General features: G+C 75.4%; 16 protein-coding genes and 2 tRNA genes. 8 read left to right on the top strand and 10 right to left on the bottom strand.

The features are described 5' to 3' along the window. The 4 genes from G6553_RS17565 to G6553_RS17580 form a co-directional block, all read left to right on the top strand. Positions 1-1,191: ABC transporter substrate-binding protein (locus G6553_RS17565; RefSeq protein ID WP_166195870.1), on the top strand; the 1,191-nt coding region annotated here is incomplete at its 5' end. 31 nt (positions 1,192-1,222) lie between these two features. Beyond that, positions 1,223-1,295, top strand: a tRNA-Glu gene (locus G6553_RS17570). A gap of 97 nt (positions 1,296-1,392) precedes the next feature. Then, a tRNA-Asp gene (locus G6553_RS17575) sits at positions 1,393-1,469 on the top strand. Between the two features lie 88 nt (positions 1,470-1,557). Further along, positions 1,558-1,917: a metallopeptidase family protein gene (locus G6553_RS17580; RefSeq protein ID WP_166195872.1), complete on the top strand. Its 360-nt coding sequence runs from the start codon at positions 1,558-1,560 to the stop codon at positions 1,915-1,917. Positions 1,918-1,925: 8 nt separating this feature from the next. Here G6553_RS17580 and G6553_RS17585 read toward each other — a convergent pair whose 3' ends face one another. From G6553_RS17585 to G6553_RS17595, 3 genes are read right to left on the bottom strand one after another with little or no spacing between them, the layout of a single operon-like run. Further along, entirely contained in the window at positions 1,926-2,270 is a 345-nt protein-coding gene (locus G6553_RS17585) for a CrcB family protein (RefSeq protein ID WP_166195874.1), read from the bottom strand. Beyond that, a complete protein-coding gene (locus G6553_RS17590; RefSeq protein WP_166195876.1) occupies positions 2,267-2,659 on the bottom strand; it encodes a CrcB family protein in 393 nt (130 codons plus the stop codon). Before G6553_RS17590 ends, G6553_RS17585 begins: the two co-directional genes overlap by 4 nt. After that, positions 2,656-3,675, bottom strand: a complete 1,020-nt coding sequence (locus G6553_RS17595; protein ID WP_166195878.1) for an ATP-binding protein — start codon at positions 3,673-3,675, stop codon at positions 2,656-2,658. Before G6553_RS17595 ends, G6553_RS17590 begins: the two co-directional genes overlap by 4 nt. A 323-nt stretch (positions 3,676-3,998) precedes the next feature. Between G6553_RS17595 and G6553_RS17600 the strand changes: the two genes are divergently transcribed. Then, positions 3,999-5,510: an NAD(P)/FAD-dependent oxidoreductase gene (locus G6553_RS17600; RefSeq protein WP_166195880.1), complete on the top strand. Its 1,512-nt coding sequence runs from the start codon at positions 3,999-4,001 to the stop codon at positions 5,508-5,510. Positions 5,511-5,630: 120 nt separating this feature from the next. On the opposite strand, the gene G6553_RS22280 is transcribed toward G6553_RS17600, so the two are convergent. Next, positions 5,631-6,311 carry a PaaI family thioesterase gene (locus G6553_RS22280; RefSeq protein WP_347565789.1) on the bottom strand — a complete coding sequence of 227 codons (681 nt, stop codon included), beginning with the start codon at positions 6,309-6,311 and terminating at the stop codon, positions 5,631-5,633. Between the two features lie 58 nt (positions 6,312-6,369). On the opposite strand from G6553_RS22280, the gene G6553_RS17610 reads away from it, so the two are divergent. Then, on the top strand, positions 6,370-6,936 hold the full coding sequence (locus G6553_RS17610; protein ID WP_166195882.1) for a GNAT family N-acetyltransferase: 567 nt from the start codon (positions 6,370-6,372) through the stop codon (positions 6,934-6,936). Here G6553_RS17610 and G6553_RS17615 read toward each other — a convergent pair. From G6553_RS17615 to G6553_RS17625, 3 genes are all read right to left on the bottom strand, one after another. After that, complete coding sequence (locus G6553_RS17615) at positions 6,884-8,524, bottom strand: hypothetical protein (protein ID WP_166195884.1); 1,641 nt, start codon at positions 8,522-8,524, stop codon at positions 6,884-6,886. The two genes, G6553_RS17610 and G6553_RS17615, sit on opposite strands and share 53 nt — an antisense overlap. A gap of 66 nt (positions 8,525-8,590) precedes the next feature. Continuing rightward, positions 8,591-9,367 carry a crotonase/enoyl-CoA hydratase family protein gene (locus G6553_RS17620; protein WP_166195886.1) on the bottom strand — a complete coding sequence of 259 codons (777 nt, stop codon included), beginning with the start codon at positions 9,365-9,367 and terminating at the stop codon, positions 8,591-8,593. 5 nt (positions 9,368-9,372) lie between these two features. Continuing rightward, entirely contained in the window at positions 9,373-10,230 is an 858-nt protein-coding gene (locus G6553_RS17625) for an SGNH/GDSL hydrolase family protein (RefSeq protein WP_347565790.1), read from the bottom strand. A 177-nt stretch (positions 10,231-10,407) separates the two neighbouring features. Here G6553_RS17625 and mptB point away from each other — a divergent pair, with 177 nt between their 5' ends. Continuing rightward, a complete protein-coding gene (mptB, locus tag G6553_RS17630; RefSeq protein WP_166195888.1) occupies positions 10,408-11,820 on the top strand; it encodes a polyprenol phosphomannose-dependent alpha 1,6 mannosyltransferase MptB in 1,413 nt (470 codons plus the stop codon). On the opposite strand, the gene G6553_RS17635 is transcribed toward mptB, so the two are convergent. Both G6553_RS17635 and G6553_RS17640 read right to left on the bottom strand, forming a co-directional pair. After that, entirely contained in the window at positions 11,750-12,910 is a 1,161-nt protein-coding gene (locus G6553_RS17635) for a glycosyltransferase (RefSeq protein ID WP_166195890.1), read from the bottom strand. The genes mptB and G6553_RS17635 overlap by 71 nt on opposite strands. Position 12,911: 1 nt before the next feature. Then, entirely contained in the window at positions 12,912-14,027 is a 1,116-nt protein-coding gene (locus G6553_RS17640) for a glycosyltransferase family 1 protein (protein WP_166195892.1), read from the bottom strand. Between the two features lie 91 nt (positions 14,028-14,118). Here G6553_RS17640 and G6553_RS17645 point away from each other — a divergent pair, with 91 nt between their 5' ends. Then, positions 14,119-14,331, top strand: a complete 213-nt coding sequence (locus G6553_RS17645; RefSeq protein WP_166195894.1) for a hypothetical protein — start codon at positions 14,119-14,121, stop codon at positions 14,329-14,331. Between the two features lie 354 nt (positions 14,332-14,685). Here G6553_RS17645 and G6553_RS17650 read toward each other — a convergent pair whose 3' ends face one another. Beyond that, a complete protein-coding gene (locus G6553_RS17650; RefSeq protein WP_166195896.1) occupies positions 14,686-14,934 on the bottom strand; it encodes an acyl carrier protein in 249 nt (82 codons plus the stop codon). Positions 14,935-15,046 lie beyond the last annotated feature (112 nt).

A 15,046-nucleotide genomic window follows, 5' to 3' on the forward strand; every position in this document is an offset into this window, starting at 1 on the left:
TCGCCCGCGGGTGGGGGCGGCCCGGCGCCGGAGGGGGACGCGAAGGCGGGCGCGTGCGAGGGGTTCGAGAACACGACCGGCATCACCGACGACACCATCGTGCTCGCCAACGCCGTCGACCTGTCCGGCCCGGTGCCGGGGCTCATGCAGGCCAGCCAGGACGCGGTGCGGGCCTACGCGGCGTACTTCAACGCCACCTCCGACATCTGCGGCCGCAAGCTCGAGGTGCTGGCGCTCGACAGCCGCACCGACGCCGCGGCCGACCAGGTCGCCTACAGCGAGGCCTGCGAGAAGGCGTTCGCGGCGGTCGGGTCGATGTCGGCCTTCGACGCCGGTGGCGCGCGGACCGCCGAGCAGTGCGGCCTGCCCGACCTGCGCGCCGCGTCCGCGTCGCTGGAGCGCTCGGCGTGCAGCACCTGCTTCGGCGCGATGTCGCTGCGCGCGAACGAGTTCGAGAACGCCGTGCCGGACTGGGTCAAGCGCAACTTCCCCGCCGGGGCGAAGCGGGCGGCGTACGTCTGGGTCAATGCGGGCGCGGTGCCGGCGAACGCGAACTACCAGGCCGACGCGATGGAGAAGCGCGGGCTGGACTTCGTCGTGCGCCAGGGCATCGACGTCTCGGAGTTCAACTACGCGCCCTACGTCCAGCAGCTGCGCGACGCGAAGGTGGAGTACGTCCAGTTCCTCGGCGCCACCGCGCAGGCCGTCCGGATGGTGCAGACGATGCGGCAGCAGGGGTGGGCGCCGGACCTGTTCATGATGACCCAGCCGATGTACGAGCCGTCCTTCCTCGAGGTGGCCGGCGAGGCCGCCGAGGACGCGCACATCTTCATCACCCACGTGCCCTTCGGGGAGGCAGGCCGCAGCAGGGAGGTGCAGACCTACCTCGCGTGGCTCGAGCAGGTCCGGCCCGGCGCGGCACCCACGAGCTACGGGCTGTTCAGCTGGTCCGCGGCGCGCCTGTTCGTCCAGGAGGCGGTGCGGCTCGGCGGCCGGCTCACCCGCGACTCGCTCGTCGCAGCGCTGCGTCAGGTCGAGGGCTGGACCGGGAACGACGCGCACGCACCGCAGAACGTCGGCAGCGAGCGGACCTCGGAGTGCTGGCGGTTCATCAAGGTCGCCGGCGGTCGCTGGGTGCCCGCCGGCTCGCGCGACTACACGTGCACCGGCACCACCGTCGTGCCGGAGTGACGTGGCCGCACTATGCTGTGCGCGCAGTCCGGCCCCCATCGTCTAGCGGCCCAGGACCCCGCCCTTTCACGGCGGTAGCACGGGTTCGAATCCCGTTGGGGGTGCTCCACAGCCCGCTGCGACCCACGATTGGGTCGGTCGGCGGAGTGTGGGTTAGAGTTCCCTCGCTTCGCCGGTGAGCGGAGCAGAGCACCACCACGAGGCCCCGTAGCGCAGTTGGTTAGCGCGCCGCCCTGTCACGGCGGAGGCCGCGGGTTCGAGTCCCGTCGGGGTCGCCACCGAGCGCCCCGGACCACCAGGTCCGGGGCGCTCAGTCGTTCCTCGGGTCGTCACGAGCCCCGTTCGCCGGTCCGGCAGACTGGCGGCGTGCCGATCGACATGGATCCCGACCGCTTCGACGTGCTCGTCGACCAGGCGCTCGACGGCATCCCGGACGAGCTGGCGCAGCTGGTCCGCAACGTCGTGGTCCTCGTCGAGGACGAGCCGCCGGAGGGCGAGCCCGACGACCTGCTCGGGTTGTACGACGGCGTGGCGCTGACCGAGCGGACCAGCTGGACCGAGGGCGTCCCGCTGCCGGACCGGATCTTCGTCTTCCGCGGGCCGCTGCTGGACCTGTGCGAGAGCGAGGAGGAGCTGGTCGAGGAGGTCCGGATCACCGTCGTGCACGAGGTCGCCCACCACTTCGGCATCGATGACGACCGGCTCCACGAGCTCGGCTACGCCTGAGCGCCTGCTCAGGGGCTTCCCACCCAGGAGCTCCCGACCCAGAAGCCCAGCGCGCACGCGGCGAGGGCCAGCCCCAGCGTCGCCACGGCGTACGTCGTCCCGCTGCGCGGCCCCAGCCGGTGGGTCTGGCCGGCGAAGGCCGACCAGGTCGTCAGCCCTCCGCAGAACCCCACCCCCACCAGTGCGTACGCCGTGCCGTCGACGCCCAGCCCGACGAGCAGGCCGAGGAGGGCCGAGCCGGCGACGTTCACGGCGAGCGTGCCGCGTGGGAAGCGCGCGTCGAGGGCCGACGCCGCGGCGTACCGCAGGACGGAGCCGAGCGCGCCGCCGACCGCGACGAGGAGGAGCGTCACGAGGCCCCCTCCCGGACCGGGGCCGGGCGGGAGGTGAGACGGGCGGCGAGCGCGACCGCGGCGACGGTGGCGGCGAGCGTGCCGAGCAGGTAGCCGAGCGCCAGGGCGGGGCGGCCGTCGGCGAGCAGCGAGCGGGTCTGCTCGGAGGCCGCCGAGAGGGTGGTGAACCCGCCGAGCAGTCCCGGCCCGGCGGCCGCCTGCAGGACGGGTGAGCGGCGGACGACCGCGAGCGCGGGCAGCAGTGCCAGCAGGAGGCTGCCGACGACGTTCACGGCCAGCGTGGTGCCGGGCAGGCCGGGTCCGTCGGGGACGGCCTCGCCGCACGACCAGCGCAGGGCGGCACCGACCGCTCCGCCCGCGGCCACCGCCGCGAGCAGGCGCGGGGTCACGACACGCTGCTCTGGCGTCCCGGCTCGGAGGCGGCCTCGAGCTGCGCGGCGACGTGCGCCGCCTGCGCGTGCGGGTCCGTGCCCTCGGGCACGGCGGAGCCGATGCCGTCGCCGCCGCGCCACGCGCAGGGCGAGCCACCGTGGGCCTGGCGGACCAGCTCGCCGAGGAACCAGCGCTGGAAGTCGCGCTGCTCGGGGGTGCGGGCCAAGGAGAGCAGCCGCTGCTGGCGGCAGAACTCGTCGGCGAGGTCGAGCAGGGCGAGGAACCGGTCGATCGTCTGCGCGCCGAGCCGCGGCATCACGATCCGCAGGTCGGTCGTCTCGAGGCCGGCGGCCTGTGCGGACTCGATCTGCTCCGAGCCGATCCCGTCGCGCAGGTGGCGCTCCACCGATCCGAAGAGGTCGGAGAGGTCCTTGGCGAGCGGGTAGTCCGCCTCGTGGGCCAGCGCGAGCAGCCGGACCTCCCGGCGCAGCTCGCGGTAGTGGCGCTGGAACGCGGCGTAGGCCCGCAGGGGGACGCCGACGACGGTGATCTCGAGGAGGTCGCGGTCGTGACCGACCGCCGGCGGCGGCTCCTCGGCCGCGCCGGTCACCACTCCTTCGACGCCGTCGTCGTCGGCGAAGGCCGCCGCCGGCGCGAACCACACCGTCTTGCCGTCGTCCTCGATGTCGGCACCCCAGGCGTCGGCGCTGCGAGCCACGATGGAGAGCCCCCGGCCGAAGGTGAGCAGCAGGTCGTCCTCGTCGTCGGGGACCGGCGTCGGCAGCACCGGGCGCTCCGTCGAGCCGTCGCGCACCTCCACCCGCGGGTGCTGGACCGTCCCGCGCACCCGCACCTGGATCGGCGGCGCCCCGTGCAGCAGCGCGTTGGTGACCAGCTCGGAGACGCCGAGCTCGGCGCACTCGGTGAGGTCGTCGCGGCCGATGTCCCGGCAGGTCGCCACGACCCAGCGTCGCGCGTCCTGCACTCCGCGCGGGCCAGGGCCCAGGGACAGGGCGGGCCGGTTCAACGGCACAGAGCGGCTCCGGACGGAAGGTGGACGGGGGCGAGCGAGAGGGGGTCGAACGCTGCGGGACAGCGATCATTCTGGGCCCGCATACCCGGCACATCTGTGACCAAACCCATGTCGTTGAAAGTTTTCCGATGGAATCGGTTCCCGGCTCCTGGAGTTCTCCCGGTGTCCCGTCGCGGGACCCCGCCCCGAGCCGGGGTGTGGGTGCGGGCGGAACGGTCACCGGATTGGCGATCGGCACGCGTGCGGCGGGACAATGACCGACACAGCCGGCGGAGCTCGGTGCACGTCACGCGCACGGCCCCACCTCGCACAGGAGGAACCACATGGCAGCGACCGCGCCCCTCGACGACGAGACCCGGACGGCCGGCGGCGAGGGCCGCCGCGACGGCCGGCACCAGGTCGTGGTCATCGGCTCCGGGTTCGGCGGCCTGTTCGGCACCAAGGCGCTGCGCCGCTCCGACGTCGACGTGACCATGGTCGCCAAGACCACCCACCACCTCTTCCAGCCGCTGCTGTACCAGGTGGCGACCGGCATCCTCTCCGAGGGCGAGATCGCTCCGCCGACCCGCGAGGTCCTGGCGGGGCAGAAGAACGCCAAGGTGCTGCTCGGCGAGGTCACCGAGATCGACCTCGAGCAGCAGACGGTCCGCTCGCACGTCCTGGGCCGCGAGACCATCACGCCGTACGACTCGCTCATCGTCGCCGCCGGCGCCGGTCAGTCCTACTTCGGCAACGACCAGTTCGCGGAGTTCGCGCCGGGCATGAAGTCCATCGACGACGCGCTCGAGCTGCGCGGCCGCATCTTCGGCGCCTTCGAGCTCGCCGAGCTTGGCGCCTCCCGCGGCGAGAACGTCGACCACCTGCTGACCTTCGTCGTCGTGGGCGCCGGGCCGACCGGCGTGGAGATGGCCGGCCAGATCGCCGAGCTGGCGCACCGCACGCTGCGCCGCGACTTCCGCTCGATCAACACCCGTCAGGCCCGGGTGGTGCTGGTCGACGCCGCGCCGCAGGTGCTGCCGCCGTTCGGCGCCAAGCTCGGCGGCAAGGCGCAGAAGGAGCTCGAGGGCCTCGGGGTCGAGGTGATCCTCGGCGCGATGGTGACCGACGTCGACGAGCGCGGGCTGTCGATGAAGTTCAAGGACGGCCGGACCGAGCGCCTGGAGTCGGTGACCAAGATCTGGGCCGCGGGCGTCCAGGCGTCCCCGCTGGGCAAGCAGCTCGCCGAGCAGTCCGGCGCCCCGCTGGACCGCGCCGGCCGGATCGGCGTCAATCCCGACCTCACGCTGCCGGGCCACCCCGAGGTGTTCGTCGTCGGCGACATGATCCAGCTCGACAACCTCCCGGGCGTCGCGCAGGTCGCGATCCAGGGCGCGAAGTACGCCGCCAAGGAGATCGACAACCGGGTCCAGGGCAGGGCCCCGCAGAAGCCGTTCAAGTACTTCGACAAGGGGTCGATGGCGATCATCAGCCGCTTCCGCGCCGTCGCGATGGTCGGCAGGCTGCGCCTGACCGGTGTCATCGCCTGGTTGATGTGGCTCGCGGTCCACCTCGTCTACATCACCGGCTTCAAGAACCGGGTCACCGCGGTCCTGCACTGGGCGGTCTCGTTCCTGGGCCGCGGCCGCTCGGAGCGCACCACGACCGAGCAGCAGATCTTCGCCCGCTCCGCGCTCCAGCGGCTCGAGCGGGGCGCCACCGACCTCGTCTCGCCGCCGGGCGAGTACGACGCCCAGCGCGAGCAGGCCCGTCGCGACGAGCTCGAGGCGCAGGCGGCCGAGGAGGTCCGGCTCACCGACCAGGGCGAGCGCGGCACCCGGCCCTCCGAGCGCGTCTGAGGATCCCTCGACCGTCCGGACCCCGCCACAATCGTTCAGTTGCGCGGTTGTGGCGGGGTCCCTGCCGTCTCGAGCACTGCAGCGGCGCAGTGGAACGAGCGTGCGCGCCCGCGCCGCGGCCTACTCGAAGGTCGGCGGCACCTCGGTCGCGCCCCGCTGGGCGAGCAGCTCGCGGGCCCAGCGCGGCAGCACGAACAGGCCCTCCGCCTCGACCGTCGGGCCGTCCGGGCCGACGACGTGGCCGCGCGCCCAGGTCTTGTGTCCCTCGCTGCGCTCGACCCACGCCTCCAGCCGCAGCCGACCGAGCGGGGTCGGCTGCTTGTAGGTGAGGTTGAGGTACGCCGTCATCCCCGGCTTGCGGGCCGCCGCGGCGGCGTTGCCGAGCATCTGGTCGAGCAGCAGCGACGAGACGCCGCCGTGCACCAGCCCGGGCGGTCCCTCGTACGCCGCGCCGAGCACCACCTCGGCGTGCACCTCGCCGAGCCGGTCGCCGGCCGGTTGCGGACGGACGGGCGGCGCGACCGGGTTGCGCACGCCCACCACGGTGTTGCCCCAGGGCTGACGGGCGCGGCCGTGCCCGAAGTGCGCGCCGAGCGCCCCGTCGATCTGCCGCTCGCGCAGCCGCGCGGTCACGGCCTCGATCTCGGCCTGGGCGGCCCGGATCGTGTCGGGGTCGACCGTGGTGCGGATCGTGGCGTCGACCAGCTCGCGCACCGCCTGGGTGAACGGCGTGTAGAGCGCCTCCTGCTCCGCGAGCTCGTCGGGGCTGATCTCGGGCGGTCGGTCGGGGTTCACGCTCACGGGCGGAGTCTAGGTAGCCGGTCCGGTCCGCCGGTGCCCGGTTTGCTTCGATGACGGCGTGACCTCGCTCGCCCGTCCCGACGTCGCTCTCCGGGAGAGCTGGGCGGTGGCGATGCTCGAGCTGGGTGACCAGGCCCACGGGTCCGGGTGGTACGCCGTGGGCGGCGGCGCCGCGCTGGACCTCACCGCCGCCGGGTGCGCGGCGTACGTCGCGGCGCTGGCGGGGCTCGCCGAGCCCGCCGCCGGCGGCGCTGGACGGGTGCCCACCGAGTACTGGTGGGTGGTCGACGGCGAACCGCACGAGGTCGTCGGGTTCCTCGCGCTCCGCCGCGACCTCGACGCGTGGCACCACGAGCAGGGCGGACACCTCGGCTACTCCATCCGTCCCGGCCGTCGGGGTCGCGGGCACGCCGGCTGCGCCGTGCGGCTGGCTCTCGGGCGGGCCGCCGGGCTGGGCATGCAGCGATTGCTGGTCACCTGCGCCGAGGACAACGTCGCCTCCCGCCGGGTCGTCGAGCGGTGCGGAGGCGTGCTGGAGGACGTGCGGCGCGGGACGTGCCGCTACTGGGTGCCTACGGCTGCGGTGCCGACGCGTCCGGCCGGTGCTGGCGCAGCACCCGCATGAACTCCTCGGGGTCGACCATCGAGGCGTCGACGACGAACGGCGCCATGCTGCGCCGCAGGAACAGCACCTTCCAGCCCCGCGATCCCGGCTCGCCCACGACCTCGATCGGCGTGTAGCGGCTGCGCAGGTCGAAGACGAACCGCCCGCCGCCGCGCAGCACCTCCAGCTGCCCGGCGGTCACCGACATCCGGGTCACGGCGGACCCCGCGCGCACCGCCCAGATGACCAGGGTGAGGACGGCGAGCGTGCCGGCGAGGCCGAGGTTGAAGGTCGTCTGGTCCTGGTGGGCCAGGTACGCCGCCCCGGCGGTCGCCACGAGCGCCGCCAGGAGGAGCACGCCGACCAGGCGCCGCGCGCCGGTGCGGGGCGCGAAGACGTGGTTGGTCGAGGCGTCCGCGGTGGTCGCCGTCGCCGGCACCGCGGGGACGGTCTCGGGGACGGTCTCGGGGACGGCCTCGGGGACGGCCGTGCTCGGCCGGCGACCCGTGACAGTGGCGATCATGGCGCTGGCGGCTTCCGGCGCGGCGGCCGACGTCCGCGGGCGGACGGGCTCGGCTTCCCGCCGGGCCTCCTCCGCCTGCTGAGCCTGCTGAGCCTGCTGAGCCTCCTCCGCCTGCTGAGCCTGCTGAGCCTGCTGAGCCTCCTCCGCCTGCTGAGCCTGCTCGGCTCGCTCGGCCTGTTCCGCCTGTGCGGCCCGGCGGCGCTCCTCGGCCAGCCGCTCGGCCTCCGCGTGGGCCTCGGCGACGAGCCGCTGCCGCTCGGCCTCGGCGACCTCTGCTCGCCGCGCCTCCTCCGCCTGACGGGCGGCCTCGGCGCGACGGGCCTCCTCGGCCAGTGCGGCCTCGACCCGGGCCGCGAGCCGGGCCTCGGCCTCGCGCCGCGCCTCCTCGGCGACGCGCTCCTCCTCGGCACGGCGGGCTTCCTCGGCCAGCCGAGCCTCCTCGGCGGCGCGGGCTTGCTCGGCGGCGCGGGCTTGCTCGGCGGCGCGGGCTTGCTCGGCGGCACGGGCTTGCTCGGCGGCGCGGGCTTGCTCGGCGGCACGGGCGGCCTCGACCTGGGCGGCGAGCCGGGCCTCGGCCGCGAGCCGCGCCTCCTCCGCGATCCGCTCCTGCTCGGCCCGTTCCTCCTCGACCCGTGCCTCCTCCGGCACGGGCTCCGCCGCGACCGGATCGGGCGGGGTCAGGTCGGGGAGCGGCTCGGGACCCGGGTCGGGCCGTCGCGACCGCAGCCGGGAGAGCCGGGACGGGGGCTTCTGGTTCTTCTTGCGGGCCGACGGGATGATCACCGGCTCGAAGTCGAGCTGGAGCTGGTCGGGTGCCGCCGCGGGCGGGGCAGCCTCGGCCGCCGCAGGTCCCGGTGGCTCGTCGGGGAGCGGGTCGTCCTCCACGGCAGGGACGTCGGCCGGCTCGGCAGCCGCGTCGGCCGGCTCGGCAGCGGGCTCCTCGGCGGGCTCCTCGGCGGGCGGTGCCGGGTCGGGCGCGGCGGGGTCGCCGGCGGCGGCGCTCCCCGGCGTACGCGCTCCGCCGGCCTGCTCGCGGTGCGTCAGCCACCGGTCGAACAGGTCGCCCGGGTCCTCCCTCTCCGCCATGCCTCCCAAACTACGCGCGCGGACGGGCGTTACGCCGGGCTACCGCCGGACCGGTCGCGGTCTGGATCAGCGGTTGCGCCACTGGGGCGCGCGCTTCTCGGCGAAGGCCCGTGCGCCCTCCTGGGCGTCCTCGGAGGCGAAGACCGGGCCCAGGATGGCCGACTGGCGGTCCCAGAGGTCGGTGGAGGACCAGTCGGCCTGCTCGGCGAGGATCCGCTTGGTGGCCGCCATCGCGAGCGGGCCGTTGGCGGTCATCCGCTCCGCGAGCTCCAGCGCGGCGGCGAGCGCGCCGCCGGGCTCGGTGAGCCGGTTGACCAGGCCGTAGCGCTCGGCCCGCTCCGCGGTCATCGGGTCGCCGGTGAGCGCGAGCTCGTTGGCGACGTTCTGCGGGATCTTGCGCGGCAGCCGCACCAGCCCGCCGGCGCCGGCGACCAGGCCGCGCTTGACCTCGGGGATGCCGAACCTCGCCTCGAGGGAGGCGACGACCACGTCACAGGCCAGGACGACCTCGCAGCCGCCGGCGAGCGCCCAGCCCTCGACCGCGGCGACCAGCGGCTTGGCGGGCGGCCTGGTGGTGACGCCGGCGAGGCCGCGGCCGCCGGCCATGACGTCCTCGCCGGTGAGGAACGCCTTGAGGTCCATGCCGGCGCAGAACGTGCCGCCCGCGCCCGTGATCACGCCGACCGACAGCCCGTCGTCGGCGTCCAGCTCGTCCATCGCGGCGGCGACGGCGGCCGAGACCTCGGCGTTGACGGCGTTCTTGGCGTGCGGCCGGTTCAGGGTGACGACGAGGACGCGGTCGCGGCGCTCGACGAGGACGGCGGGCTCGGAGGTGTCGCTCATGCGGGTCACCCTGGCGTCGCGGCCGCGCCCTGTCCACGGCGCCGCTCGACCAGTGGTACGGCGGGCGCGTGGTGGCCGTGCGGCAGCTCCTCGGCCAGGGCGAGGGCGACCAGCACGCTGGGGAGCACCGCCTTCGCGGTCCGGCGATAGCCGGCGCTGGAGGGGTGGAAGCGGTCGACGGCGAACATCTCGTCGGGTCGGGTCACGAAGAACGGGCCCACCACGTCCGCCAGCGACACCGCCAGGGCGCCGTGCTCCAGCGCGACCTCGCGCTGGGCGGCCGCGAGCTGGCGCGACGCGACGCGGGCCAGCGTGCGGAGCGGCTGCTGCAGGACGCTGAGCGCGCCCAGGTCCGGGCAGGTGCCCACGACCACGGGGACGTCGAGCGCGCGAAGGGTCTGCAGGGCCTCGGCGAGGTGCCGCCGCGACTCCGACACGCGGACGCGGTGCGTCACGTCGTTGCCGCCCACGACGACCACGGCGACGTCTGGCCGGTAGCCGCCGGGGAGTCCGGCCAGCTGGGCGCGGAGCATCGAGGACTCCGCACCCACCACGGCCGCGGTGTGGAGCCGCACCGACCGGCCTGCGGCCCGCGCCAGCCGCTTGGCCAGCTGGGCGCCGAAGGTCCCGCCCGGCGCGTCCGCCCCGAGGCCGGCGGCGATGGAGTCGCCGAGCACGAGCAGGTCGAGCGGATCGCCGTACGACCGCTTCCAGACCTTGTCCGCGCGGTGGGCGTCCTCACCGAGCGGCTTCCCGACGATCGCCCGGGCGGCCGCGGCCTGTCGGCGGAGCAGCCCCCGGCCGCTCAGCAGACCGCCGAGCACCACCGCACCGCCGCCGCCGACGAACCACCTGCCTCGCACGCGCCCACTCCACTCCCTCGGGACGGCGGGGAGGTGACGCCGGGGCGACGGCGAGGTGACGGGTGCTGCGGACGTCGCGGACGTCGCACGCGCTGACCCGAGCGTTCCGGCACCGTTCACGACGGAGTCGTCCGTGGGTGGCCCGCGTCGTTCGCAGGCTGCCTAGCGTCACGGATCGTGGTCACACGCGGGGTCCTCGGTTCCGTCCTGGTGCTGGTCGGCGGGCTGGTGATCTCCGTCCTGCCGGCCTCGAGCCCGCTCGACGACCTCCCGCTGCGCCACGACACCCCCGGCCGACTGGTCGGACTGACGCTGGTCGTCGCCGGGCTGGGCCTGCTGGGCTGGGCGTGGCTGGAGGTGCTGCGGGCGGTACGCCACGGGGCGGGCCGGATGCTGCTGGTGCACCAGGCCACGGCGAGCTGGTCGCTGCCGCTGCTCCTCGCTCCGCCGATGTTCAGCCGGGACGGGTGGAGCTACGCCGCGCAGGGCGTGATGGCGCGGGTCGGTGCCTCGCCCTACGAGCACGGGCCCTCGGTGCTCACCGGACCGGTGGTCGAGGCGGTCGACCCGCTGTGGCTGGACACGACCACGCCGTACGGTCCGGTCCCGCTCGCGTGGGGCGCGCTCGCCGCGGGCTTCACGCGCGAGCCGTGGGACCTGGTGGTCGCCCATCGCCTCCTTGCGCTGGCGGGTCTGGCGCTCCTGGCGTGGGCGGTGCCGCGCCTGGCCGCGGCGACCGGCCGCGACCCGGTCCGCGCCGCCGCCCTGGTGCTGCCGAGCCCGCTGGTGCTCGCGCACGGGGTGGCGGGCCTCCACAACGACCTGCTGATGGTCGGGCTGATGGCGGCAGCGCTGGCGACGGCCCTCGAGCGGCGCTGGGTGCTGGCGGCGGCGCTCGGCGGCGTGGCCGCCGCGGTCAAGCTCCCCGGCGGGCTGGTCTGCGTGGCGGTCGCGCTCGTCTCGCTGCCGGCCGGCGCCGCGCTCGCCGGCCGGTTGCGGCGGCTCGCGTCGGTCGGCGCCGTGTCGGTCGGGGTGCTGGTGACCAGCGGCCTGGTCACCGGGCTGGGGGTCGGCTGGCTCCACGCACTGTCGGTGCCGGGGGTCGCCCGCACCCCGCTCTCGATCACCACGCAGGTGGGCCAGCTCCTGTCGTGGGTGCAGCAGGCGGCGGAGCTCCCGGGGCCCTACCCCGTCGACGCGGTGCGGTCGCTGGGCACGCTCCTCGCCGTGGCGTACGTCGTCTGGTGCGCGCTGCGGGCGCCCACCGGCGCTCCGGCCGAGGCCGTCCGGGTGGCCGGGCTCACCGCCCTGGTCACGGTCGTGCTCGGGCCGGTGGTGCACCACTGGTACGCGTTGTGGGCCGTGCCGTTCCTGGCAGCGACCCGGCTCGGTCCGCGGGCGGAGGCGGCGCTGGTCGGCTTCGTCGGCCTGGCCGGGCTGACCGCGCCCCTGGACTCGACGCTGCGGGCGCGGGGCACCGACATCGCGGTGGCCGTGCTGCTCGTCGTCGGGGTGGCGATCACGCAGGCCGTCGGTCACCGACGGGCGCTCGCCGGCGCCCCGTCGCCACGGGAGCAGGTCCGTCGCTGAGCGCGAGGTCGTGGACCTCGAGCATCCGCTCGACCGTCCGCGACCACGGGTACTGCTCGGCGCGGCGGCGCGCGGCCGCGCGCCGGTCGGTGGCGGGGCGCCCGGCGATCGCCAGCACTGCGTCGGCGAGCCGCGCGGCCCGTGGCGGCGCCCAGGCGCCGCAGGCGGGGTCGACCAGCTCGCGCGCGCCGCCGGTGTCGGCGGTCACGACCGGAGTGCCGCAGGCCAGCGCCTCCAGCACCGCCAGGCCGAACGTCTCGCCGGGGCACACCGACAGCGCCACGTCCGCCTCCGCGAGGCGGGCGGCCAGCCGCTCCCGGCCGGCGACGTGGCCGTGGAAGACCACCGGCGCGCCGGCGGCCATCGCCTCCAGCTCGTGGCGGTGCGGTCCGTCGCCGTGCACGTCGAGGCGGACGGGCACGCCCCGCCGGTGGAGCTCCACCGCGGTGGCGACCGCCAGGTGCGGGCTCTTCTCGCGCGAGAGCCTCCCGGCGTGCACCAGGTGCAGCCGCCCGTCGTCCCGCCCACCGGCGTCGTTCCCCGGCCGCGGGCGGAAGGTCGCCAGGTCGACACCGAGCGGCACGCGGTGGAGGGGCGTCGCGGTCAGCTCGGCCCAGGCCCGCAGCTCGTCGCCCGCGTAGCGCGAGGTCACCACCACCCGGTCGTGCCGGCGCACCACCGTTCGGTTCCACGCCCCGGCCCGCACCGGCAGCCCGGTCCGCAGCGACAGCATCGCGTCGAGGCGCTCGTGGGAGAGGAGGACGGACGGCACGCCCGCACGGCGCGCCCACCCGGTGATCGGGAGCAGGGTGGACTTGTCGGAGAGCTCCACGGTGGTGGGGGCGAAGCGACGCAGCACGTCGACGACGCGCCACGGCTCGAGGATCAAGCGGTACCCGCCGCCCACCCGCGGGGCCCGCACCTGCACCACGTCACCGGACGCCGTCTCGAGCCACCGGTCCTCGGGACCCGGCACGACGAGCAGGCGCGCGACCCCGGCGGCCACGTACCCCTCGCCGAGCGCCCCGATCGCCGTGCGCAGGCCTCCGGAGGTGGGACCGACGAAGTTGGCCAGCTGGGCGATGCGCACCTCAGGCCGCGAGCCGCTCGGACGGCCCGCCGAGCACCGCCGTGTAGTGACCGAGGAGCTCGTCGACCACACCGGCCCAGCTCCGGCCGGCGACAGCCAGCTGTCCGGCCCGGGCCATCCGGGCGCGGGCCAGCGGGTCGGCGACGAGCGCGGTGACGGCACCGCGGAGCGCCTGCGGTCGCGCGACGTCGTACAGGCTGCCCGTGCGACCCGGCGCCACGAGGTCCAGGGGGCCGCCGGCAGCCGGTGCGACGACAGCGACGCCGCTGGCCTGCGCCTCCTGCACGGTCTGGCAGAACGTCTCGGCCTCGCCGGTGTGGACGAAGACGTCGAGCGAGGCGAACGTCCGGGCCAGCTCCGGGCCGCGGAGCATCCCGGTGAACGTCGCGGCCGGCAGACGCTCCTGCAGCCACCCGCGCTCCGGGCCGTCGCCGACGACCACGAGGTGCACGCCGGGGACGTCGGCGAGCTCGACGAGGCGTCGTACCCGCTTCTCCTGCGCGAGCCGCCCGACGTAGCCGACCACGACGTGCCCGGGCTCGGTCCACGACGCCCGCAGCGCCGGGTCGCGGTGTCCGGGGTCGAAGAGGCCGAGGTCCACGCCGCGCCGCCACAGGTGGAGGTTCGGGACGCCCTGGGCGGCGAGCTGGTCCCACGACGCGGACGAGGGCACCAACGTCCGGTCGGCGCGCCGGTGCAGCTGCGCCACCCAGCGGTCGATCAGGCGGTCCGCCGGCAGGCCGTACTGCCGGGCGAAGCCGGCGACGTCGGTCTGGTAGACCGCCACCACCGGGACCGCCAGGCGCCTCGCCGCGCGCAGCCCCACCGCGCCGAGCGCGATCGGCGACGCCAGGTGGACGACGTCGGGCCGGAACCGGTCCAGCGCCCGGTGGACGACCGGGTCGGGGAGGCCCAGGGGAAAGGACCGGTAGCCGGGCAGGGCCAGCGACCGCACGCGCACCACCTCCGCGCCGGCGTACGCCGTCGGGCCGGCGCCCGGCGCGACCACGAGCACCCGGTGCCCGGTCGCCGTCAGCCGGTCGACCACGTGCCGCACGGTGCCGGCGACTCCGTTGACCTGGGGGAGGAAGGACTCGGTCACGATGGCGACGCGCATGGCTCGACGGTCCCGGGACCGGGTGAACCACGCATGGCCCGGACGTGATCGTTCGCTGCGTGCCGGGCGAACCGTCGGGTACCGGCGTGGCATGACCAACCAGCCTGACGAGTCCTCCCAGAAGCAGACCGGGCACCTGGATGACGCGGCCGAGGCCGCCCAGGAGTCCTCGACCACCGACGGCCCCGCCGCGGCCGGCGACTACGACCCGGCTCAGGGGTCCCCGGGCGGCGGGCACCCGGTCGGCGAGTCGTTCCCCGACGAGTCCGCGAAGAGCGGCGAGGAGGGGCACCCGCGCAGCTGAGCGGCCGCTCAGCCGGAGCCCCGCGGAGCGGGCCGGCGGGCCGTGGCGCAGCACACGTCGGACCCTGGAACACCCCGTTCCGGCGTGCCGTTGTGCTCGTCAGCCGGTCCGGTCCATGCCCCCGGGCTCACCCCTCGCCGCTACGAGCGGCCTTCCGCCGAGAGGCGGCTGTCGGGCCGGCGAGCAACAGCACGCAGCCACCCGCCGGGTAAGCCCCGGTCAGGGTGGCTGTCGTGTTCCCGGCGTCCGGCCTCGAGGTGCTGGAGCTGGCGCTCGACGACCGCCTGGTCGTCGGCCCGATCGGGTGCTCGATGTCACCGGGTGGGGTAGGGACAGGCGCCGCGGCGTACCTCCTCAGGCCGGGCCGGACTGCGGCGAGGTGTTGTCGGTGCCGCCGAGCTGGGCGAGGAACTGGTGGCAGCGGTGGGCCCGCTCGGAGTCCTGCTGCATGACCTCGCGGAAGAAGTCGGCGATCTCCTGCTGGCCCGCGTTCTCGGCGTCGCGGACGTACTGGCCGTAGTCGTGACCGGCCTTGAGCGAGTGGTACTGCACCGAGATCAGGTCGAAGGTGACGTCGTCGAAACCGGTCTCTCCGGTGGCCATGGTTCCTCCCAGGGTCGGGTGGGCTGGATGTGTGGTCGGACACCGATGAGTACCCGTGGCCCGGGTGCCCAACCCGGGTTCGCCGCAGGGCTGCCGGGTACCGCGCGGGTCC

The sequence above is a fragment of the Nocardioides sp. IC4_145 genome, from assembly GCF_011250565.1.
GTDB lineage: Bacteria > Actinomycetota > Actinomycetes > Propionibacteriales > Nocardioidaceae > Nocardioides.

Coding starts and splice junctions, on each gene's coding strand:
- G6553_RS17600 (WP_166195880.1), top strand. CDS start 3,999: ATGGCAGCGACCGCGCCCCTCGACGACGAGACCCGGACGGCCGGCGGC.
- G6553_RS17615 (WP_166195884.1), bottom strand. CDS start 8,524: ATGGCGGAGAGGGAGGACCCGGGCGACCTGTTCGACCGGTGGCTGACG.
- G6553_RS17620 (WP_166195886.1), bottom strand. CDS start 9,367: ATGAGCGACACCTCCGAGCCCGCCGTCCTCGTCGAGCGCCGCGACCGC.
- G6553_RS17640 (WP_166195892.1), bottom strand. CDS start 14,027: ATGCGCGTCGCCATCGTGACCGAGTCCTTCCTCCCCCAGGTCAACGGA.
- G6553_RS17645 (WP_166195894.1), top strand. CDS start 14,119: ATGACCAACCAGCCTGACGAGTCCTCCCAGAAGCAGACCGGGCACCTG.
- G6553_RS17650 (WP_166195896.1), bottom strand. CDS start 14,934: ATGGCCACCGGAGAGACCGGTTTCGACGACGTCACCTTCGACCTGATC.